This window comes from Achromobacter kerstersii (assembly GCF_902859595.1).
Classification (GTDB): Bacteria; Pseudomonadota; Gammaproteobacteria; order Burkholderiales; family Burkholderiaceae_B; genus Achromobacter; species Achromobacter kerstersii.
The window spans coordinates 809,190-830,123 of record NZ_CADIJQ010000001.1 but is presented as its reverse complement, the minus strand read 5'-3'; the positions used below and the strand labels follow the sequence as shown (position 1 = coordinate 830,123).

Below are 20,934 nucleotides of genomic sequence, written 5' to 3'. Positions count from 1 at the left end.
CCGTGAAATCTTCTGCGACCGAGAAGGTCAAGCTGGCGCGGTCGCTATTGACGCTAACCGCGATTATGTTGGCGGTGGCAGTGTGGCTTCCGAGGTCGCTCCTGGAAATGCCAGGCGGCGTTGGCCTAGAAGAATGGGCTTTCCACGGAAACTCGTCATAGCGTGTTCCGGGACTCCGGCTAGCATCGTTCGTGTCGCTCATCGACGGGCCTGCGCCGCATGCGTTACGGCGCCAGTTTGAGCCCGCGCTCTTTCACCAATGCTTCGATGGATTGCCGCTGATCCGCGATGAAAGAAGCGAACGCCGGCCCATACTGCGTGTCCAGCCCGATCCCCAGCGCCTGAAATTGTTTCTGCACTTCGGGGGCCTGCGCCGCGCGATGAAATTCCTGCGCCAGCTTTTCCACAACAGGCTGCGGCGTGCCCTTTGGCGCGAAGACTCCATGCCATGACACGAAGCGATATCCCGATACGCCAGATTCGGACAACGTGGGCGTATCGGGGAAAGCCGGAGAGCGATCCGCCGTTACGGCGAGCAGATCCAATTTCCCGGCTTTCACCAGCGGCGTGGCCGCACCGTCGATCATCACGTCCACTTGCCCCGCCACCACATCCGTCAACGCGGGCGCACTGCCCTTGTATGGGATCTGCAGCATTTCCAAGCCCGCAATGCCGCTCAACATTTCCATCGCCAGTTGACTCGGTGTGCCGTAGCCGCCCGTAGCGTATGTCATCTTGCCGGGATGGGCCTTGGCATAGGCGATGAAATCCCTCGCCGACTTGAACTGATATTTCGAATTGGCGACTAGCAGGAGCGAAATGCTGGTCAGGCGCGACACGGGCGTGAAATCGGCTTGCGCATCATAGGCAAGGTTGGGCATCGACAGACGGTTGATGGCATGCGTGGCGATGTCGCCCAAAAGCAAAGTGTAGCCGTCGGGCTCGGCCTTCGCGGCAAACGCCGCGCCGATGGATCCGCCCGCGCCAGGCCGGTTTTCGACGACAACGGACTGGTGCAGGGCATCGCCAAGCTTGCGTGCAAAGACCCGCCCAATTACATCGGAGTTGCCGCCTGCGGGATACGGCACGATCAGACGTATTGGCTTGTCCGCCGGCCAATCTGCGGCGCGGGCGGGACTAGTTGCCATGACCAGGGTTGAACAGAGCGCTAGCGCGCCTACGGCGGTCGCCTTCAGCTTATTCATAATGCTTGTCTCCTTTGTTATTTTGCCTCTCGCGGCTGGCAAAGCCGGAACGTTTCTCGTCAGGATTTTCTTGCGTGCCACTTGCGGCGAGACCGTCTATATGAAGCACTGATCGCGCTGCGCACCCAGCACCTTTCCTCATCCCGGCGAGCCCACCGTCTGCGTCGGGTCACTAAGCGGCGGCTGCGGATAATGCAGGCCGCGCTGACCGCCGAATGCACGGTCGGCACCGCGTTCCACCGGGCCTGCCATGGTGCCCACTAGGCGTCCGTCCTGAATCCATGCCGCGTCCACGCCCCATGCGTTCTGCACGAGCACCATTTCAAGTCGCCGCCGCACATCGTCGTAGGCGGGAATGGCTGCCACGTCGCGACATTCCCGTGGATCTTCATGCAGGTCGAACAGTTGCACCACGTTGCCCGCCGGATACCAGATCAGCTTATGGCGCCCGTCGTGCGCCATGCGGGTCGCCAGCACGTTTTCCTTACATTCGCCGTACAAGAAGTCACGCCGCTGCGCGCCAACCATCGGCAGCCCCTCGACCGTCTCCGGTATGGGTAAGCCCGCGAGCGACAGTAGCGTAGGCATCACGTCTTGCAGCCCAACCAAGCGGTCATCGACGTGTCCCGCCGCCACGCGCGCGTCGCGGACGGTATCCACCAGAATCATCGGGACTTGCGCTGAACCTTCGTAGAACAGGCGTTTGGCCCACAGTCCGAATGTACCTAGCATGTCTCCATGGTCGCCGGTGACCATGATGATGGTGTCGTCCAACAGGTTCTCTTCGCGCAGCGTGCCAATCAGCACCCGAAGTTGGTGATCGATATGCGTACAGAGCGCATAGAAGGCGCGCCGTATGGCTTGCAGGTCTGCGTCGGATGCGCGGATAGGCCAGTGTTCACGAATGCTCTGAAGCGCGGGCGGCAACGCGCCCTTGTCCCATTCCGCCTGGGGTGGCAGGTCGACACGGTCGCGCTCGTACAGTTCCAGGTAGGCGGCCAGCGGCACCAGCGGTGGATGCGGATGCGTGTACGACACGTGCCAGAAACCCGGCAGGCGCGGGTTGCGCCGCTTGATCATCTTCGCAGCCTCGCGCGTGGTCCAGTTGGTGACATGCAACTTTTCGGCGAGATGCCAGGACCGATGCATGTAGTCGTTGTTGTTCATGCCGTGCAGGTATTGTTCGCCCGCCACGCCCTGCTCGGCCAGGAACAGGTCGTAGTCGTCTACGGTGCCAAGCTGCGCTCGCCCTTCCTCGGCCAGCAGGATGTCGTCGAAGCCGATGCGGTCACGCTGAGGGTACAGATGCATCTTGCCCACCGCATAGGCTTGGTAACCGCCGTTGCGAAACGACTGTGCCAGCGTGGGCATCGCGGGCATTTCCTGAGCGGGTGAGAAATTGCGGTCGCCGTGCTTGCGGGGCGAGGTGCCAGTCATGACCGTACGGCGCGCAGGGATGCAGATGGGACATTCCGAATACGCGCGCGAATATCGAGTCCCCAGGCGGGCCAGTTGGTCGAGCGTAGGCGTCTGGACAACGGGATGGCCCGCGCTGCCCAGCAAAGCGCCGGGCCATTGGTCCACCATGACGAAGAGCACGTTGGGATGAGGCATATGATTCCTGAATGCGGCAGGCTGCCGCGAATTCGGCCGGGAGGGCCGCCAGTTCCTGCGCGACGAAGCAGTGGCCTAGTCTAGGTGGCGTGACACCTGCCCGCTAGGGGTATAGCAGGAAGATCAGATATGATTTTTCAGTTATATCTTCCAGGATCCGGCGTGGCTTCTCTCTCTCTCGACCAATGGCGCCTGTTTATCCAGATCGCGGACCAAGGCAGCCTGACAAAAGTCGCCGCCCTCCGCGACAGCGCGCAGTCGGCGGTCAGCCGACAGCTATCCGCCATGGAAAAGCAATGTGGGGGCCGCCTGTTTCACCGCACCGGCCGCGGCGTGGAACTGACGGAATCCGGTCGGCAGCTGTACCCGCGTGTGCTGGCCTGGCTCGAGGAGGCCGATGCCCTCGGCCGCGACGTCGCTCGCGCGGTGGACCAGCCCGCCGGCCTGGTTCGGGTAGGCGTGCTCTCGTCCATTGAACCCGCATTCCTATCGCGCGTTTATGACCATGTCCGTCGCCTACACCCCCACATACAACTGCGCATTCGCGACGGCTTGGGCGCCGCCATCAACGAGTGGCTGGAGATCGGCGAAGTCGACATCGCCATCCTGATGCGCGGGGGCCGCGACGACCGCCGTCGTGAAAGCACTCTGTTCACCGTTCGACATTTGCTGGTGGGCCCGCCGGGCGATCTGACGACCCGCAACGCAACGGTGCCATTCGCCGGACTGCAAGGATTGCCTCTGGTATTGGCCGGCGCGCCCAGCGCGTTTCGGCGACAGTTGGATCTACTGGCCCGCCGCATGGGCGTCACGTTGAATGTAGCCCTGGAATGCGATTCGCTGCACATTCAGAAGCACATGGTGCTGCGCAGCGGGCTATACGCAGTGCTTGCCGAGCATGCGGTTACACGCGAGTGCTTAACCGGCGAATTGCAGGCCGCGCTAATCGTGAAACCTTCGCTCACTCGCAGCATTACTCTTGCCATGTCGGACGTCCGTCCAATAACTCTTGCGTGCCGCGAAGTCGCGCATATCCTTCGAGCGGGCCTGGAAGAGGTGGGCCAAACGATCCGGGTGGACCCGTTCCCAGCATCAGATATCGATCGATCCTGACTGCACCACCAGACTCTATGCGGCGGCGCTGCTGCTGTGGCCAGAGCGACATTGGGTATACCATCCACACCGCTAACGCTCGCTATGTATCGAGACAGCCTCCCTTAGCATGAAGAGCTGAGAGGGTAGACAGCTAGAGCAAGAACACTCCAGATGCCCGGGGAAAAGGCTTACGTTTCACCCGAGTCCGTCGCGACTCAATCCAAGCTGAAGCTCCGGTGGTTGACACGGCTCCGACGGCGTCGAGATCCCAGGAGCAACGGCACGGCCCCTGGGGGCGACCCCGTAATTCTCGGCAAACACAGCCGCTACCCTCTTGGGTTGCTGCATTGTTATTGCTCCGTAGTGCGCCAAACCCTACTTGTTGTCGAAGTAACTGAGCGAGGTCTCGACCATCGCGCGGACGCCGACCAGCATCGCTGATTCATCTATCACGAAGTGCGGAGAATGATTGGGCGCCCCAGCCTTGTCGACATAAGGCGAAGCATTCAAAAACCAAAAGAAGGCGGGAATCTTCTCGCCATAGGCCCCGAAATCCTCGGAACCCATTTTGGCGGGAATTCCCTTTACCTTACCGTCCGCAGCCTTCTTCAGCGCGCCGACTGCTCGGGAAGTCAATGTCGGGTTGTTGTAGGTCACAGGATACAGACGCGTGTACTGGATATCCGCCTCGACACCGTGGGAATGCGCGGTGCCCTGGACGATGCGCTCAAACGACTTTTGCAAGGTGTCCCGATTCTCTGCGTTCAAGGTCCGCACCGTCCCCGAGAAACTGGCCTCTGCGGGGATGACGTTGCGGCGCGCTCCGCCGCTCATCAGGCCGACCGTCATGGATGACCCACCCAGGGACATATTTACGTCGCGAGCAATGGCAGATTGCAGACTAACGATCATGTCAGCCGTTGCGATGATCGGGTCGCGCGCAGCCCATGGGGACGAACCATGCCCCCCCTCACCCTTGACCAGCACTGAAAACGTATCGGCGCTGGCCATCGTACCTCCCGCGCGGTACTCGAGGGATCCGGATGGATAGCCTGCCGAAATATGCTGCCCGAATATCGCCTCGACCTTGGGATTGTCCAGCACACCGCCTTCAATCATCTTGAATGCGCCACCTCCGCCCTCTTCGGCAGGTTGAAAGATGAAGACTACGGTGCCATTAAGCTGATCGCGCATACCCGACAGAATCTGCGCTGCCCCCAGGAGCATTGCGACATGCGTGTCGTGACCGCAGGCATGCATGACAGCAACTTGCTTGCCGTCCAGCGTAGAGACTACCTCCGACCGGAAGAAAATCCCCGTCTGCACCTCCATTCCAGGCATATTGCGAAGCTGTTCGGCAACATAAGCCGCCGTCTTCACTTCCTGATAGCCCAGTTCCGGATGTTGATGAATGTGCCTGCGCCACTCGACCACCCGCGGATGCACCTGCTGCGCCAGTTGCGATACGTCAGCAGCAGACACTACAGCCGGACTTCCAAGCACCGCCGCACACAGACCGAAAACCAGCCTCTTCTTCATCGGTTCACCTCGCCATCTCATGGATTTTTATGTCGCAAGACCGAGAGCTCGCGGCCCGTTAAAAGCAGTATCCCGTTGTGAATGCCGTGGCCAGCCAAGACGCCGAAATTCAATCTACGCCGTGCAACGAGCGATAGGTCAGACACTCTTCGACGCCAAAGCGGCCGTTCTCGCGCCCCAGGCCCGAATCGCGCCGGCCGCCAAAAGGCGTGGCCAGATTCTGGGGAGCACCATTGACAATGACCTGCCCAGTTACCATCTGTCGGGCAAAGGTCGCAGCTTGTTCCGCGTCCTTTGACCAGATGGCGCCAGAGAGCCCATACCGCGTCGAGTTGGCAAACTCCAGCGCCTGCTCCACCGTGTCATACGGCATCAAGGCCAGCACTGGCCCGAACACCTCTTCCTGAGCGACTTGCATGGCCGGCAGGACATCCGATAACAGGGTCACGGGGCAATACCAGCCCCGGTCAAACCCAGCAGCGCGGCCAGCTCCCCCTGCGACCCTTCGTGCGCCTTGCTGCAAGGCATGGTCGACCATGGCATTGACGCGGGAAAACTGACGCTGATTGGCGACCGGACCCAACCGGGTCGCCGGGTCCACCGGGTCGCCCAAGGGCCAGTCGTCAAGTTGCGCACTCAGGCGCTCTTCCACTTCGGCAAGACGAGTACGCGGGACAATTAGGCGGGACTGGCTGACGCACGCCTGCCCAGAGTTCGCTAGCGCCATGCGCAATGAAGTGCTTACGGCCGCCTCCAAGTCGGCATCGGGCAGCAGCACCGATGCAGATTTTCCGCCCAGTTCCAATGTGACCCGCTTGAGGTGCTGGGCTGCGTCAGCCATAACCGCCCGTCCGACGGCAGTGCTGCCGGTGAAGCTGACTTGGTCGACCCCTGGATGCGTCGTCAACGCCCGACCCACCTCGGCCCCGCCCCAGATTAGATTCACCAGACCATCTGGCAACGCTGCATCCTGGCATGCCTCGATGAACTGCCAGGCTGCGCCCGGGGCAAATTCGCTGGGCTTCAGGACGATTGCACACCCGGCAGCAATGGCTCCGGCGACCTTCGCCACGATCTGATGCAGCGGGAAATTCCACGGCGTAATGGCTGCAATGACGCCAACCGGAACGCGCTCGACCAAGCCATTGCCGATCCGCTCTTCCCACACGATGTCATCGAGCGCAGCGCGGGCAAACGCCAGGCCTTTTAAAGCCATGGGAACCTGCATGGCAGCCCCCAGCCAAACCGGGCACCCGATCTCAACCGCCAGGCCTTCTACAATGGCCTGCGAACGCGTCTGGACCGCGGCGGTCAGGCGGTCCAGAACCTCACGCCTGTCTTGCAGGCTGGACTGCGCCCACAGCGCCTGCGCTTGAACCGCGCTGCGTACGGCAGCGTTCAGATTTTCGATCGAACACTCCCGCACGCAGCCTTGCAGTGCTTCTGTTGCGGGATTCTGCACATGGGCAAAGACCGCGCCATCGCAGGGCAGAACATTTCCGCCTGAAAAGTACGATTCATAGTGCATCAAATCACCCCGTTCAACGGATTCGCCGGTGCGGCGGGCCCCGTCATCCCTTTCATAGGCTGTAGACGCAGCAAATGCCAGGGACTGGGCACAACGTCGATCTTCACTTCAATCATTACCGGCCCCCGGGTGTTAATCGACTGTTTCACCAGCGCGCCCAAAGCATCGGGCGTTTCCACCTGCTCGAACGGCACACTGAATGCCTGAGCGAGCAGGCGAAAATCCGGATTGCTCAGTTCGACCGCCACCTCTGCGCCGAACTCGCGGCGCTGAATGGCCCGCACATTGCCATAATGGCCATCGTTGAAGACGATCAACGTCACCGGCAATTCATAACGCTTTGCCGTCGCCAACTCCTGCAGATTCCATCCAAATCCGCCGTCGCCGGTAACGGACACAACTCGGCGACCGCCACCACCGACAGCGGCCCCCAGCGCCACCGGAAAGCCATAGCCCAACGTACCTTGATACCCAGGGCCGATGTAAGTATGGGGTTCATAGACTGGGAAGGCTATACGCGCCAAATAGCCGATCTGCGTCAGTTCATTAACGAAAATGGCATCGTCAGGCATGGCCTTGCGCAGGGCATTGACGTAATCTGCCTGAGGGGAAATCGAATCGATTTGAGCTTGCGCCCAGCGCTTTACAGCCAGGGCATCGGACTCCTTCAACACTGTGCGCTTGTCCAACAGCTCAGCAAGCCGTGGTAGTTCCTGGGCGGCATCGCCCACCAGCGCCACATCGGGCATGCGCGGAGGCGTCACATCGGCAGGGTCTATATTTAGATAGACAAAGCGTACGCCCGGTGCATGCGGCCAGGAAGCGGTAGGCGTCATGGCGTCTATAAAGCGGCTGCCCACCACGACAATGACATCAGCGTGCTGAAATACGGCGCGCCCGGCCAGCGAATTCATGGACAAGGGATGGCGATCCGTCAGCGCGCCGCGGCCATTGTCACTGGCAACAACCGCTGCGCCGATCTTCTCGGCCAGCAAGCGCAGACCTGCGGCGCCGGCTGAATTGTTCACACCGCCGCCCGCATAAATGACGGGAAATCTGGCGCTATTTATCAGCGCTGCAGCAGCCTGGATCAGCTTCTCGTCGACCAGAGGCACGGGTGCCGGCTCGGGACTGCGCTCGTTATCCTGCTCAACTGACGCCTGCAGATAATCATGCGGGACTTCAACACCAACCGGCCGCGGGCGGCCCACGTTCAGCTGCGCAAACGCCGCATCCATGGTTGATGCAATTCGGTCGGCGGACTCGACCATTGCGTTCCATTTCGTCAGGCCCGCGACAAAGCCGGTCTGGTCCTTGATTTCGTGCAGCAGGCCATAGCCCTTGCCCACTCCTTTGGAGTGGATCTGCGGTGTGACGAACAGAACCTTGGAGTTCGATGCGTATGCGGTAGCTAGCCCAGCCCCTGTATTCAGGGCGCCCGGCCCAGGGACCACCATTGCCGCCCCGATCTGGCCTGACGCCCGAAAATAGCCGTCGGCCATGTAGGTGGTAGTCTGCTCATGGCGCGGTACGAACAGATTGATCTCGCTGCTACGCTGACGCAAGGCATCAACCGCCCAATCCAGTTGGATTCCAGGAATGAGAAATAGGTCTTTGATACCGTGCTGGATCAAATTTTCTACCAGTGCGTGTCCGCCGGTGTTGATGGTCATTGCGGGTACTCCTCGCTTTCGTGTTCTAGAGGTCGAAGATGCGACCAGGATTGAGAATGTTCTTGGGATCAAGCGCTTGCTTGATCGCTTTCATGACTGCCAGATCTGCTGGGCTGCGCGCCCGAGCCAGCATGGCCTTTTTCTTACGGCCGACGCCGTGCTCTGCCGTCACCGTGCTGCGGTAATCGGGCAACAGGCTATACAGGGCGGCTTCAACCTGCAGTCTCACTTCGTCGGAGTGACAGGGGCCAATGCAGGCATGCATGTTGCCGTCGCCTGCGTGACCGAAAAAGTAGGCGTTTACGGGAAGGCCCTCCGCCGCCAGATTGGCGCGAGCCGTTCTCACAAAGGCGTCATAGTCACTTACCGGCATGCCCAGATCAAACCCGGCGTATGGCCGAATCCGAGCCTGTATTTCGCCCACGGACTCGCGTATTGCCCACAAGGATTTCGCATCCTTAACGGAGCTGGATAGCACCACTTCGTGCACCATCCCTTCTTCCCAGGCCTGTGACAACACGCTTTCCAGCAATGCGGTTAAAGCCAACTCGTCATCGCCTTCCAACTCGACCAGAACCGCGCGGGCCACGGAAAAACTCTCCGGCAAAGTTCGGCTGGCTGTATTCACCGCGATGGCGGCGGCGACGTATTCGGGCCACATCACCTCAAATGCGGAGAGCTTGTCACCGAAGCCTACTCGGCAATAGCGCAAGACATCAGCAATAGCCACTTCGGACGACAACGCCAGCAGCGCCGTCATGCGTACGGCCGGCGCGGGAACGAGCCGCAGCGCCAGCTTGCTGATCACCCCCAACGTACCTTCGCTGCCTAGAAGCAACTGCGTCAGGGAATAGCCGGCATTGTTCTTGACCAGCGTGTTTGCCGGACCAAGCACTGAACCGTCGGCCATGACCGCCTCCAGCCCCAGAACCAGATTGCGCGTATTGCCATACTTGATCACCCGGCATCCGCCCGCATTGGTCGCCGCGTTGCCACCCAGCTGGCATGAACCACGTGAACCCAGATCCAGCGGAAACGACCAGCCTTCGGCTTCGACTATGGCCTGAAGCTCGGCCAGGATCATCCCAGCCTCCACAACGATGACACCCGCCTTGCGGTCGAAGGTCACAACTTGATTAAAGTCCTCCATTGAAAGCACATGTTCACCGTCGCCGGGCGCAGCACCGCCGGATACGCCGGTCCGCCCCCCCTGCACCGCAACCGCGGCGCTGGTCGCATGATGCCCACGTAGCCATGCCGACACGTCATCCACCTTGCGAGGCCGGAAGACCGATGCGGGAGTGCCGTATCGTGTTCCCGTCCAGTCGTGCAGATACCGCTCTTCAATGCTCACCGGACTTCCTCTTGCAAGGCCTTCAGCAGTCGGGTGTTATTCTGCTCAGAGCCGATGGACACGCGCAACCAGGCCGGCAGTCCGTAGCCGCCGACCGGCCGGACAATGAGACCGTGCTGCTCCAACCGCTTAGCCAAAGCGCCGCCGTCGCCCACCTCGACAAGTACAAAATTTGCGTACGAAGGCAGATACCGCAGGCCCAACGCATCAAAGCCGACATAGAGTTGCTCGCGCCCTTGCGCATTAACCGCCACTGTCCGATCAAGAAAGTCCTGATCGGCCAACGCGGCGATGGCTGCGGCCTGCGCAACGGCCGTAACCGAAAAAGGCGCGCGCAGGCGTCGCAGCATGGCTGCCACCTCGGCCTGAGCCACGCCGTAGCCCACACGCAAGCCCGCAAGGCCATAGGCCTTTGAAAAAGTCCGGGTCAACACGACATTCGGATACCGGCTCACAAACTCGAGCGAGTTCGGTCCATCCTGTTCCGGCAGATACTCGACATAAGCTTCATCGAGTACCACCAGGATGTGTGACGGCACCCTTTCGAGCAACTCGGCCAATGCACGCTGAGACACGCGAGTACCAGTGGGATTGCCCGGATTGGCCACATAGATGACCGCTGTATCGGGACGAATTGCGGCCAGCAACTGTTCCGGGTGCACCGTGAAATCGGGCGAAGGCACTTCGATCCCTACAGCGCCGGCCCGGTGCACGGCATTGACGAATGCCTGAAACGAGTATTGGGTGTAAACCGCTGAGCGACCCGGGCTCAGAAATGCCGCGGCGACCATGGTGAGCAGACTTTCGGAGCCTGCACCGACAACCACTTGCTGAGCGGCCACTTCAAGCATCTGGCTCAAGGCGTCGACCAAAGCCGACGCGTCGTTATCGGGATAGAGCGACAGGTCCATCGTGACGTTGCGAGCCGCCGCCAGCGCAAACGAACTGGCGCCCAGCGGGTTTTCATTAGACGCCAGCTTGGCGATGCGCTCGACCGGCATGTCAAGGCGGCGAGCGAGGTCTTCGATCGGCAAGCCGGGGATATAAGCCTTTAGGCTGGAAATATGCGACGGGACGTTGGGAGAGTAAGTCATTGTTTGCCTATTGCTATTCAGGAGTGAAACCAGATTCCTTGATGACGGGCCCCCACATCGCCAATTCGGCATCCAGGCTGTCGCGTAAGGCCTCATGCGACATGTAAGCGGGTTGCAGCACCAATTCGTTCAAGCGCTTGATCACCTCGGGACTGCTTAGTACTTTCCGGAATGCGTCGTCATAACGGGCCACGACCTCGGGCGGAGTGCGCGCTGGCACAAAGGCGCCGAACCAGCCCATCACATCCATCCCTTTGATGCCCTGTTCTTCCAGGGTCGGAATGTCGGGGGTTAAGGAGTACCGCTCCGGACTGAAGATGCCGAGGATCCGCAGCTTGCCGGTGCGCGCTTGCTCGTAGTGGTCGACTAGAGTATCCACGCCTGCGACGACATGCCCGCCCAGCAAATTCGTGATCAGCGGCGCACCGCCGGCAAACGGAACATGGGTCCACGTAATTCCGGCGTTCTTGGCATAGAGCAGGCCTGAGAAGTGAGCGAGGCCACCAGCCCCCGACGAACCGTAATTCGCCTGTGCCGGATGGGTCTTCAACCAGGTGGCGAGCTCTGCGGGCGATGCAATTCCCGAATTGGCGGCTACGGACAAGGCAAAGGGATATGACACCAGTCGCGCCACGGGCGCGAAATCCTTGCGTATGTCAAAGTTGAGCTTTCCGGCATACACCAGCGTGGCGACGGTGGTGACCGAATTGGGAGCGATCATGAGGTAGCTGCCGTCCGCCTTGGCCGCCTTGGTATAGCCCGCAGCAATACGGCCCCCTGCGCCCGCCCGGTTGTCGACTACCACCGTGGCGCCGAGTTCTTTGGACAAGGGTTGGGCGAGCAGCCGCGCCACGGTGTCAACGCTGCCGCCCGGCGGGTAGCCGACCACGAGATTGATGGTGAATGGCAGATCGGCGGCAATGGCCGAGGCTTGTCCGACGAAAAAACTGAACGAAAAGCACAAGCCGGCTCTCAGTAGTTTGAGCATGTAAATCCCCTTGGATATTTTGTTGGTCGTGTCAGGCTATCTTGTCGATGCACCCTGTTGGTGGTCAACGCTCAACGCCACATCGCGATTACCTCCAGCAATCGGAGGGCGGTCGGAACCGGCATCACGCGGGCAGCACCGTGTCATATCTCCTAGGGATAACCCCGAAGTGCCGCTTATGCACGTTTCAGAGGCCGGACGAGGAGCTGCCGCCGCCGTATCATTGCGATACGCCATTTCGTCTGGGCAACAAAAAAAAAAGGTTCTCCATTTTGGCCATGACACTGCAACAGCTACGGGATTTCCTTGCCGTGATTGAATACGGTGGATTTCGCGCGGCCGCTCGCGCCCTCGAGGTATCTCAGGGCGGGCTTACCAAGAGCATTGCCAAGTTGGAAGACGATTACTCTGCCGTCCTAGTCCGCCGAGACGCGAAAGGCCTGCAATTGACACCCGAAGGCGAAGCATTTGCCCCAATGGCTCGGACTGTCATCGTCGAAGCGGATCGAGCGTCCAAATGGCTACGCCAAAGCAGTGAAAAACAACGCCCGGCTATCAGTGTCGGCGTGTCCATCGATCCCGCGCTACGCCTCGCCCCAACCGTCTTCGGTGATTTCCGCCGCAGCAATCCGAATGTCGCCTTGCATCTCACGCATTCGGTGACAAGCGATCTGCTGATGCACCTGCGGGATAACCGCATCGAACTGGCGCTCGTGCGGCTGTCAGGAACACCGGATCCCGCCCTGTCCGAGGACTTGCACATCGAGCCTCTTTATGAGGGCGAGCCGGTGGTGCTGGCACGTTCCGGCCATCCGTTGAACGACGTGGCCAGCGTTGCTGTTCTCAACACCTATGACTGGATCGTCGTTGGCGGCGTGCCTGACGAGAAGTCAGGCGACGCCAGCCTGGTGGAGATCTTTGACCGCTATAGCGTCGGCCGCCCGCGGGTGGCCGCCTATTCGTCATCGCTGTTCGATGCGGTATCGCTACTGTTGCACTCCGACTACCTGGCCCGCCTCCCTCTCGTGGTGCTGCACCATCCGCTGGTCAAGGGAAAGCTCAAGGCCATCAAGGTCAGCGAAGACGTTCGCCCTTACACCATCGCCCTGGTCTATAAGTCCGGCCGAAAGCTGAGCCGTGAAGCACAGCTTCTCTGCGCCATGATCTCTTCCTATGTGCGCATCGATAACGCGCGCAACGGCCTGCCGAATCCGGGTGCGTCCGTGAGTTGATTCTTCCGCTCAGCGATTGCCAACCGCAATCGCGATGCATGTCCTGCAATTGACCCTATTCGGCGTGCGGAACACCATTCCCTCGATTCGTAAATGAGTGCGAACGCGACGGCATTGTCCGTCGCGCAGGCTAGAACGATGGACTAATCCTCGCAGCCTCTCGCGTGCGGCCTTTTTGCGGGGCCTCACGACCTCAAAGAACCAAGGGAATCCGCGCCGGCTGTCCGACGACAGACGCCGGTGCATTTGCCGATTCCTGAACCAAGGGACTCTCAGAATGCATACATCCGGACAACCGGTCCATTCGTCGCAGAAGCCATGGAAGGTCATACTCTCCGCCACCATTGGCAATGCCCTCGAATGGTACGACTTCATCATCTATGGCTTTCTGGCCGCAACCCTGAGCCGCAAGTTTTTCCCACACGATGATCCCAACGCCGCGTTGCTGCTGGCAACCTTGAGCATAGGCATCGGCTTTGTTGCCCGTCCGCTCGGCGCCGTTTTGCTAGGAATGTATGCAGATCGAGCCGGCCGAAAGCCCGCCATGATGGCCGTAATCGGCCTGATGTTCATCTCTACCGCCATGATCGCAGTAGCACCAACGTACGATCAAATTGGGCTGTGGGCCACCGTGTTAATTGCACTGGCGCGCCTGATCCAGGGATTCTCGGCTGGCGGTGAGTTCGGCACCGCAACTTCCTACCTGATCGAATCAGCACCCAGCCACCAGAAAGGCCTCTACGGCAGTTGGCAGATGTTCGCACAGGCCTCTGGCGCGTTGCTGTCGACCATCGTTGGCGCCATGCTATTCGAGTTCTATAGTCAGGCTGAGGTAGATGCGTGGGCTTGGCGCTTGCCCTTTCTTCTGGGCCTGGTTATCGGACCGGTCGGCTTGTATATCCGTCGCAACCTTCACGAAGCCGAAGACTTCGTGGTGAGCAAGAAGCAACCCGTTCCTTTCAGCGTGTTGTGGAAGCAGTATCTGCCCGAACTCTTTGGCGCTACGGCCTTGAGCGCGGCCATCAACGTGATGTCGTACGTCATCATTACCTACTTGCCCTTGTATGCCCAGCAAACCCTGGGCATGTCGCAACGCGACGCCTTTCTCGCTCTCATCTTCGCGGTTGCCGTGCGCATGGCCCTTATTCCGGTCTTCGGCATGCTGTGTGACCGATGGAGCAGGCGCGGGGTGATGGCCTGGTCGCTGACGCTGTTCATTGCCACCATTTATCCTGCGTACAACACCATCCTGCAACATCCGCACTTCATGCCGCTGTTATTGGTTGAACTGTGGTTCGCGGTATTGATCGCGGCTGCCTATGCGCCCAGCCCGACCTATCTGTCGGAGATGTTTCCTGTTCAGGTCCGCGCCACCGGCCTATCCATCTCCTATAACCTGGCTGCCACCATCTTTGGCGGCTTCTCACTGTTCTTTGTCACCTACATCCAGCAACTGACCGGCAGCCGGCTGGCGCCGGCGCATTACTGCGTGGTTTTCTTCGTGCTGGGCCTCGCCGTGCTGCTGCGACCACCAGGCAGTCACAGAGCTGCCGAAACTCAGGCAGCATAGCGGCAAAAAAAGGGCGCCCCATTGAGGGCGCCTTTTATCTCACACACCTGCGATATCAGCGCTGTATGGTTCCCACCTGTTTGACCACGGCGCCCCACTTGGTCGTCTCAAGGTCGATAAATGTGGAAAAATCCGCCGCATTCAAATATGCAGGTTCAACGGCCAAGGTGCCAAACTCGCTGACCACCTTAGGACTGGCCAGAATGCTCTTTACACGCGCGGACAAAGACTCGACGATGGCAGGCGGCGTGCCCGCTGGCGCGAACAATCCCAACCATCCTCCCGCCGCGTAGCCAGCATGCCCTGATTCCGCAATGGTGGGCACATCAGGTGCGGCGGTGGCGCGTTTGGCGCTAGTCACAGCAAGCGGCGTCACTTTGCCCCCCTTGATCGCGCCAATCGCGGACGTCAGATCCACGATCGCCAGCGGAATCTGACCCGCCATTACATCGGTCAGCGCGGGTGCGCTGCCGCGGTAGGGCACCGCCACCATCGTGGCATTGATCAACGAGCCGTACAAGACACCAGCCAGATGATGCGACGTGAACTGGCCGGATGTTCCATAGTTGATGCCTTTTTCTTTCACCGAGGCGGGGCCGACATCGCCCAGCGTCTTCAACCCGGACTTCTGGCTAGCCACCAATACCAACGGGATATCCGCCAATTTTGCAATCGGGACCAATTGCTTCTTCGGATCCAGCGGTGCGGCGTCGGGGAGGTGCTGATTCACGGAGATGGCGCCTGTCGCACCAATAGCCAAGGTATAGCCGTCTGGTGCTGCATGCGCCAGCGCAATCAAGCCTGTCGTTCCTCCTGCACCAGCGCGGTTCTCGACCACCACCGGCTTACCCACCGCCTGAGAAAGTTCGCGCGCGACTACGCGGGCCACGCCATCGGCTGACGCACCCGGCGCAAAGGGTGCAATCAGGGTAATCGGTTTATCGGGGTAGGTTTGCGCGAAGGCTCCTGCTGCTGCCGCCAGACACGCGGTGCCCAGAATGATGTTGACGCAGATATTTTTTTTCACCGTGTTGTCTCCTGGTTTTTGTATGAGTTTTCACCGCACAGGTGCTGCGCAGCGAAGCTCGTATTCTTGAACCACCATCGGCATGCCGCTACCGGTCGGGAGCAATCGCGATTGAAGAATGGAATCGCGATTGATCAAGCCGGCCGGATTAAGGAGGCATTCAGCTCAGCAAGGTTGCCAACACCCAAAAGCGTCATCGTTCGACGCATCTCATCTTCAATGATGGACAGCACGTGCGCAGCGCCTTGCGGGCCTCTGGCTGCCATCCCGTACAGCGTGGCCCGACCCAGCCAAATGCTGTGGGCTCCATAGGCCAGCGCCTTGACGACATCGCTGCCGCGCCGGAAGCCGCTATCGGCCATCACCGTGAGTTTCTGCCCCACGGTCTGAGTGATCATGCCCAGCACCTGCATCGGGCTTTGCGCGCCGTCGAGCTGCCGGCCGCCGTGATTGGACACCACGATGGCGTCCAGGCCGTGTTCCAACGCCAACTGTGCGTCTTGCACGCACTGCACCCCTTTCAGGATCAAGGGGCCAGACCAGGCCTGCCGCAGCCAGCGCACATCCTTCCAATCGATGCGACGCTTCAGGTGCGTCTCCATCAAGAACGGCTCTTCACGCGAATAGGAGAAATTGGCGAGCCTGGGCTGGCCATGCCGCAGCATCTGCCAAGCCCATCCAGGATGCTGGGCAAAGTCCAGCAATTTCTCAGCGTCCAGCCGCAACGGCAGACGCGCCCCATGTCGGATGCTTGCCTCACGCTTTCCGGCGCATGGGGTATCCACGGTCAGCACCAAGGCCGAGTAGGCAGCGTCTCGCGCACGCTCCACAATGGCTGCCGTAACGTCCCTGTCGTTTAGCAGATAGAGCTGAAACCAGCGTGTTGCACCGCCATCCGTCTGGCGTGCGACCTCTTCGATTGACGTCGTTGACGCCGTAGACATGATGTAAGGAATTCCTGCCTGCGCGGCGCAACGCGCAAGACCGACATCAGCCTGCGGCCAGAACAAGCTAGCGAAACCGGTCGGCGCAATGGCCAATGGAAGCCGATAAACGGCGCCGAAGGTGTTTACCCTCAAGTCAACATCGGCCGTAGCCACCCCTTGAAGCACGCGTGGTTCAAAATAAATATCCTGCAACCGCTGTCGGTTCAGCTGGCAGGTAATCCCATCCTCGGCTCCGGGGTCCAGATAGTCGAAGGCGATCCTCGGCAAACGACGACGCGCCGCCTGCCGATAGTCCTCAACGTTGACGAATTTCTTCATGAGGGATCCTAAAGCAAAAGGCGCGTGTCCTTCAGTGGGTCAATCAAGCGTGATTCCGCTCTCACTGATCAAGGCGATCCAGCGCACTGTTCAATTTGGGGTTTGCTCGTTCAAGACTTGGTTAAAGCTGTTTTGCACAATGGCCACGGACCTCTCAAACAAACCGGAAGTTCAGCTTACCCAACGAGCCATAATCTGCCTCGAATTCGTCGCCTCGGCGCGCCGCCACGGGGCGCGTAAAGGATCCCGCCAATACGATCTGACCCGGTTGAAGGCTCTCTCCCCACGGCGATAGTTTGTTGACCAACCAAGCCACGCCGACGGCCGGATGCCCTTGTACTCCGGCCGCCAGGCCAGTTTCTTCGACAACTCCGTTCTGTCGCAGCACCGCCCCGCACCAGGGCAGATCCACGGCATCCGGATGCACCCGTTCACCGCCGATGACCACACCGGCATTGGCTGCGTTATCGCTGATAGTGTCGAAGACCTTGCGCATCACCTTCGTGTGCCGGTCAAGCTGCTCGATGCGGGCATCGATGATCTCGATGGCAGGCGTGACGTACTCGGTGCTTTCCAACACCTCCTGGACTGACACGTCTGGCCCCACCAGGGCACGTTTGAGCACAAATGCCAGTTCGACCTCGACTCGCGGCGCGATAAAGCGTTCCGTGGGTAGGTCCAGCACGCTACCCGGCTCACAGGTGTAAAGCATGTTGTCGAGCAGGGTGCCGTAGTCGGGCTCGTCGATCTGACTAGACAACTGCATGGCGCGAGAGGTAAGCCCGATCTTGTGGCCAATGACCTGTCGGCCTTGCGCGCGCTGCATGGCCACCCAGGCACGGCTGATGCGGTAGCCGTCTTCCAGGGTGATTTCGGGATAGCGTTTCGAGAAATGCTCGATCTGCTTACGGGTCTTCTCGGATTGGTCGAGTTCCGCCGCCAGAGTCTGAATCAAGGTATCGCACAGCATTACTTTTCTCCTTGCTGAAACAGCGCATGCAGATTTCCGAATTTCACGTCATATGCCTCCCGGCCGATGTCGACTTGGAAGGTCATGCCGACCCGCCTGGCTTCCAGCAATGAGCCCAACTGCGAGCGGGCCACGGCAGTAATGGCATCGCCCGCTGCCTGAATCACCGCAGCGCTGCGGCCGCCGCCTATGCGCAGGTTCAGGTACACAAACCCGTAATCGCCGGACTCGCCGCCCTCAAGGCCTGCCGCGCCATCGTCGGCAACCGCATGATGCGCCGCCGGATAGGCCAGCACACGGATGCCCCCTATCGGAAAGACGGCCTTGCCGTCTTCGTCCTTGACCTTCCGCATGGCATCGGCCAACGCTCGGCAGACCGCCGTCATGTCCACGGCCGGCTCGAGATTGCCTGAATAGAGAATCACCAGATGCGGCATCTCATTCTCCGAGCGGCGTAACGGGGAAGATGGCGTTAATCTGGCCAGTCCCCGAGCTGCCGAAATAAGGCGTAACCACCTCAACCGGCGCTTCGTATTCGGTCCAGCCCAGCGCGCCAAGCAGCATGGCGGTGTCGTGCATGCCGCCTTCACCCCAGCATTTCTCGTTGTACATGGCCAGCATTGGGCAAAAGGTCTTCCAATCCCCCTTCTCCCAGAGCTCGACCACGCGCCGGTCCACCTGCTCCAGGAACGGGTCCCAAACCTTGTGCATGTACTGAGGGGCGGTACCGTTCTCGGCAAAGTGATGGCTAAGGGAGCCGCTGGCAAGAATGGCGACAGTACCCTCGTAACGCTCTTCGATGGCCTCGCGCACCGCTCGGCCAAAGCGCACACTTGTATCCAGGTCGTGCCAGACGCACCAGCCCGAGATGCTGACGACCTTGAAATGCTGGTCGCCGTTCATATAGCGCATTGGCACCAGCGTGCCGTACTCGAGTTCGAGCGTGGTGTCGCTATGCGCGCGAGTCGCCACGCCCCTTTCATTGGCGACGTTGGCAATCAGATCGCCCAGCGCCGGATTACCGGGATACTCGTAGGGCAGATTCTTGATGAAATGCGGCAGTTCATTGCTGGTGTAGCAGCCGCTAAACTTCGGTCCGCAATTGATGTGATATTCACTATTCACCAGCCAGTGCACATCGAACACCACGATGGTGTCCACGCCCAGTTCGCGGCAACGTCGTCCGATCTCGTGGTGCCCGTCTATGGCCGCCTGACGGCAACCCTTGTTCGGGCCGTCCTGTTCGCTCAGATACATCGACGGGACATGGGTGATCTTGGCGGCAAGCGCGAGCTTTCCCATGATTAGCCTCCCCAGTGCGGAATGTGATGACTACCCATCGAAACTGCCACGTTCTTGGGTTCGCAGAAGACTTCGTAACTCCACGCGCCGCCTTCGCGGCCCGTACCCGACGCTTTGGTGCCGCCGAAAGGCTGCCGCAGGTCACGCACGTTCTGGCTGTTCACGAAGCACATGCCGGCTTCGACGGCAGCGGCAACACGATGGGCGCGCCCAACGTTCTCGGTCCAGACATAGCTGGACAGGCCGTACTGGATGTCATTAGCCAGTTCGATGGCATGCGCCTCATCCCGGAAGGGAATGACGCAGGCCACCGGCCCGAAGATCTCGTCCTGCGCAATCTTCATCCGGTTGTCCACGTCGGCAAAGACCGTCGGCCAGACAAAGTTTCCGTCGCGCACGCGCGCCGGCAAATCCGGCGCGTACGAGGGGCGGTCCAGACCGCCGCACAGCAGTGTGGCGCCTTCTTTGGAGCCCAGTTCGATGTAGCCGCGGACCTTGGCCATGTGGGCTTTGCTGATCAAGGGACCGACAATCGTCTTCTCATCGAGCGGGTCGCCAACCGTAATCCGCTTGGCGCGCTCGGTGAACTTCTGTACGAAATCGGCATATACACCTTGTTGCACAAGGATCCGGCTGCCGGCAGTGCAACGCTGGCCGTTGTTCGAAAAGATCATGAACACCGCGGCATCCAGTGCGCGATCCATGTCCGCATCGTCGAAGATCACGAAGGGACTCTTGCCGCCTAGCTCCATGCTGAACTTCTTCAAACCGGCCGCCTGCACAATACGGTTTCCGGTCGCCGTCGACCCCGTGAACGACACGGCACGGACATCCGGGTGCCCTACCAGCGGTTCACCAGCGTCTCGGCCATAGCCATGAACCAAGTTCAGCACTCCGGCGGGAATGCCTGCCTCCAAAGCCAGTTCGCCCAGACGCGCCGCCGTCAACGGCGAGAGCTCGCTCATTTTCAGCACGGCCGTATTGCCGAAGGCCAGGCAAGGCGCGGTCTTCCAGGTGGCCGTCATGAATGGGACGTTCCAAGGGCTGATCAAGGCGCAGACACCCACCGGATGGAACAAGGTGTAGTTCAGATGGGTCGGCGTCGGATAAGTATGCCCATCGACCCGAGTGCACATCTCGGCAAAGTAGCTGAAGTTGTCCGCGGCCCGCGGCACCAGTTGCTTGCCGGTCTGACCAATGGTTTGACCGCAGTCGTTAGTTTCCGTTTGTGCAAGCTCCGGGACATTTGCCGTGATCAGCTCTCCCAGCCTTCTAACCAGACGCGCGCGCTCGGTAGTAGGCGTAGCCGCCCATTTCGGAAAGGCGGCCTTGGCCGCCGCCACGGCAGCGTGCACTTCCGCCTCGCCGCCTGATGCGACCTCGGCCAGCACTTCCTGCGTCGCGGGGTTAATAGTCTCGAAGTACTGCTTGCTCTCGACGGACTTTCCGTCGATCAAATGTTGAATACGCATCATCTT

The 20,934-nt window shown here is 60.2% G+C and carries 17 protein-coding genes; 3 read left to right on the top strand and 14 right to left on the bottom strand.

Translation table 11 applies throughout. From position 1 onward, the window contains the following. Positions 1 to 224: 224 nt before the first annotated feature. A complete protein-coding gene (locus tag HV765_RS03565; RefSeq protein WP_175168812.1) occupies positions 225 to 1,205 on the bottom strand; it encodes a Bug family tripartite tricarboxylate transporter substrate binding protein in 981 nt (326 codons plus the stop codon). A gap of 138 nt (positions 1,206 to 1,343) precedes the next feature. Next, positions 1,344 to 2,819, bottom strand: coding sequence for a sulfatase-like hydrolase/transferase (locus HV765_RS03560; RefSeq protein WP_175168811.1), 1,476 nt, complete (start codon positions 2,817 to 2,819; stop codon positions 1,344 to 1,346). Between the two features lie 162 nt (positions 2,820 to 2,981). Here HV765_RS03560 and HV765_RS03555 point away from each other — a divergent pair, with 162 nt between their 5' ends. Then, positions 2,982 to 3,932, top strand: coding sequence for a LysR family transcriptional regulator (locus tag HV765_RS03555; RefSeq protein ID WP_175168810.1), 951 nt, complete (start codon positions 2,982 to 2,984; stop codon positions 3,930 to 3,932). A gap of 357 nt (positions 3,933 to 4,289) precedes the next feature. Here the strand turns inward: HV765_RS03555 and HV765_RS03550 are convergent, their stop codons facing one another. The 6 genes from HV765_RS03550 to HV765_RS03525 all read right to left on the bottom strand — a co-directional run bounded on the left by HV765_RS03550 (position 4,290) and on the right by HV765_RS03525 (position 12,090). Continuing rightward, entirely contained in the window at positions 4,290 to 5,453 is a 1,164-nt protein-coding gene (locus HV765_RS03550) for a M20 metallopeptidase family protein (RefSeq protein WP_175168809.1), read from the bottom strand. A gap of 109 nt (positions 5,454 to 5,562) precedes the next feature. Then, positions 5,563 to 6,981 (bottom strand): aldehyde dehydrogenase family protein, encoded by a 1,419-nt coding sequence (locus HV765_RS03545; RefSeq protein WP_254600429.1) that lies wholly within the window; start codon positions 6,979 to 6,981, stop codon positions 5,563 to 5,565. Beyond that, a complete protein-coding gene (locus HV765_RS03540; protein WP_175168807.1) occupies positions 6,981 to 8,654 on the bottom strand; it encodes a thiamine pyrophosphate-dependent enzyme in 1,674 nt (557 codons plus the stop codon). The genes HV765_RS03545 and HV765_RS03540 overlap by 1 nt, the downstream gene beginning before the upstream one ends. A 25-nt stretch (positions 8,655 to 8,679) precedes the next feature. Then, entirely contained in the window at positions 8,680 to 10,008 is a 1,329-nt protein-coding gene (locus HV765_RS03535) for an FAD-binding oxidoreductase (RefSeq protein WP_175168806.1), read from the bottom strand. After that, complete coding sequence (gene hisC, locus HV765_RS03530) at positions 10,005 to 11,102, bottom strand: histidinol-phosphate transaminase (protein WP_175168805.1); 1,098 nt, start codon at positions 11,100 to 11,102, stop codon at positions 10,005 to 10,007. Before hisC ends, HV765_RS03535 begins: the two co-directional genes overlap by 4 nt. A gap of 13 nt (positions 11,103 to 11,115) precedes the next feature. After that, the gene (locus HV765_RS03525; RefSeq protein WP_175168804.1) at positions 11,116 to 12,090 is read right to left on the bottom strand and encodes a Bug family tripartite tricarboxylate transporter substrate binding protein; all 975 of its coding nucleotides are present in this window, start codon (positions 12,088 to 12,090) and stop codon (positions 11,116 to 11,118) included. Positions 12,091 to 12,368: 278 nt separating this feature from the next. Between HV765_RS03525 and HV765_RS03520 the strand changes: the two genes are divergently transcribed. Both HV765_RS03520 and HV765_RS03515 read left to right on the top strand, forming a co-directional pair. Then, complete coding sequence (locus HV765_RS03520) at positions 12,369 to 13,322, top strand: LysR family transcriptional regulator (RefSeq protein ID WP_175168803.1); 954 nt, start codon at positions 12,369 to 12,371, stop codon at positions 13,320 to 13,322. A gap of 277 nt (positions 13,323 to 13,599) precedes the next feature. Beyond that, positions 13,600 to 14,892 (top strand): MFS transporter, encoded by a 1,293-nt coding sequence (locus tag HV765_RS03515; protein ID WP_175168802.1) that lies wholly within the window; start codon positions 13,600 to 13,602, stop codon positions 14,890 to 14,892. Positions 14,893 to 14,947: 55 nt separating this feature from the next. Here the strand turns inward: HV765_RS03515 and HV765_RS03510 are convergent, their stop codons facing one another. The 6 genes from HV765_RS03510 to hpaE form a co-directional block, all read right to left on the bottom strand. Then, positions 14,948 to 15,919, bottom strand: a complete 972-nt coding sequence (locus HV765_RS03510) for a Bug family tripartite tricarboxylate transporter substrate binding protein (protein WP_254600428.1) — start codon at positions 15,917 to 15,919, stop codon at positions 14,948 to 14,950. Positions 15,920 to 16,053: 134 nt separating this feature from the next. Beyond that, entirely contained in the window at positions 16,054 to 17,184 is a 1,131-nt protein-coding gene (locus HV765_RS03505; RefSeq protein WP_175168801.1) for an alpha-hydroxy acid oxidase, read from the bottom strand. A 154-nt stretch (positions 17,185 to 17,338) separates the two neighbouring features. Beyond that, positions 17,339 to 18,154 (bottom strand): 2-oxo-hept-4-ene-1,7-dioate hydratase, encoded by an 816-nt coding sequence (gene hpaH, locus HV765_RS03500; RefSeq protein WP_175168800.1) that lies wholly within the window; start codon positions 18,152 to 18,154, stop codon positions 17,339 to 17,341. Next, complete coding sequence (locus HV765_RS03495; RefSeq protein WP_175168799.1) at positions 18,154 to 18,591, bottom strand: 5-carboxymethyl-2-hydroxymuconate isomerase; 438 nt, start codon at positions 18,589 to 18,591, stop codon at positions 18,154 to 18,156. Before HV765_RS03495 ends, hpaH begins: the two co-directional genes overlap by 1 nt. 1 nt (position 18,592) lies before the next feature. Beyond that, the gene (gene hpaD, locus HV765_RS03490; RefSeq protein ID WP_175168798.1) at positions 18,593 to 19,456 is read right to left on the bottom strand and encodes a 3,4-dihydroxyphenylacetate 2,3-dioxygenase; all 864 of its coding nucleotides are present in this window, start codon (positions 19,454 to 19,456) and stop codon (positions 18,593 to 18,595) included. Positions 19,457 to 19,458: 2 nt separating this feature from the next. After that, the gene (hpaE, locus tag HV765_RS03485; protein ID WP_175169489.1) at positions 19,459 to 20,928 is read right to left on the bottom strand and encodes a 5-carboxymethyl-2-hydroxymuconate semialdehyde dehydrogenase; all 1,470 of its coding nucleotides are present in this window, start codon (positions 20,926 to 20,928) and stop codon (positions 19,459 to 19,461) included. Positions 20,929 to 20,934 lie beyond the last annotated feature (6 nt).

Coding starts and splice junctions, on each gene's coding strand:
- HV765_RS03495 (WP_175168799.1), bottom strand. CDS start 18,591: ATGCCGCATCTGGTGATTCTCTATTCAGGCAATCTCGAGCCGGCCGTG.
- HV765_RS03545 (WP_254600429.1), bottom strand. CDS start 6,981: ATGCACTATGAATCGTACTTTTCAGGCGGAAATGTTCTGCCCTGCGAT.
- HV765_RS03520 (WP_175168803.1), top strand. CDS start 12,369: ATGACACTGCAACAGCTACGGGATTTCCTTGCCGTGATTGAATACGGT.
- HV765_RS03515 (WP_175168802.1), top strand. CDS start 13,600: ATGCATACATCCGGACAACCGGTCCATTCGTCGCAGAAGCCATGGAAG.
- HV765_RS03525 (WP_175168804.1), bottom strand. CDS start 12,090: ATGCTCAAACTACTGAGAGCCGGCTTGTGCTTTTCGTTCAGTTTTTTC.
- HV765_RS03565 (WP_175168812.1), bottom strand. CDS start 1,205: ATGAATAAGCTGAAGGCGACCGCCGTAGGCGCGCTAGCGCTCTGTTCA.
- HV765_RS03505 (WP_175168801.1), bottom strand. CDS start 17,184: ATGAAGAAATTCGTCAACGTTGAGGACTATCGGCAGGCGGCGCGTCGT.
- HV765_RS03560 (WP_175168811.1), bottom strand. CDS start 2,819: ATGCCTCATCCCAACGTGCTCTTCGTCATGGTGGACCAATGGCCCGGC.
- hpaH (WP_175168800.1), bottom strand. CDS start 18,154: ATGCTGTGCGATACCTTGATTCAGACTCTGGCGGCGGAACTCGACCAA.
- HV765_RS03550 (WP_175168809.1), bottom strand. CDS start 5,453: ATGAAGAAGAGGCTGGTTTTCGGTCTGTGTGCGGCGGTGCTTGGAAGT.
- hpaE (WP_175169489.1), bottom strand. CDS start 20,928: ATGCGTATTCAACATTTGATCGACGGAAAGTCCGTCGAGAGCAAGCAG.
- hisC (WP_175168805.1), bottom strand. CDS start 11,102: ATGACTTACTCTCCCAACGTCCCGTCGCATATTTCCAGCCTAAAGGCT.
- HV765_RS03540 (WP_175168807.1), bottom strand. CDS start 8,654: ATGACCATCAACACCGGCGGACACGCACTGGTAGAAAATTTGATCCAG.
- hpaD (WP_175168798.1), bottom strand. CDS start 19,456: ATGGGAAAGCTCGCGCTTGCCGCCAAGATCACCCATGTCCCGTCGATG.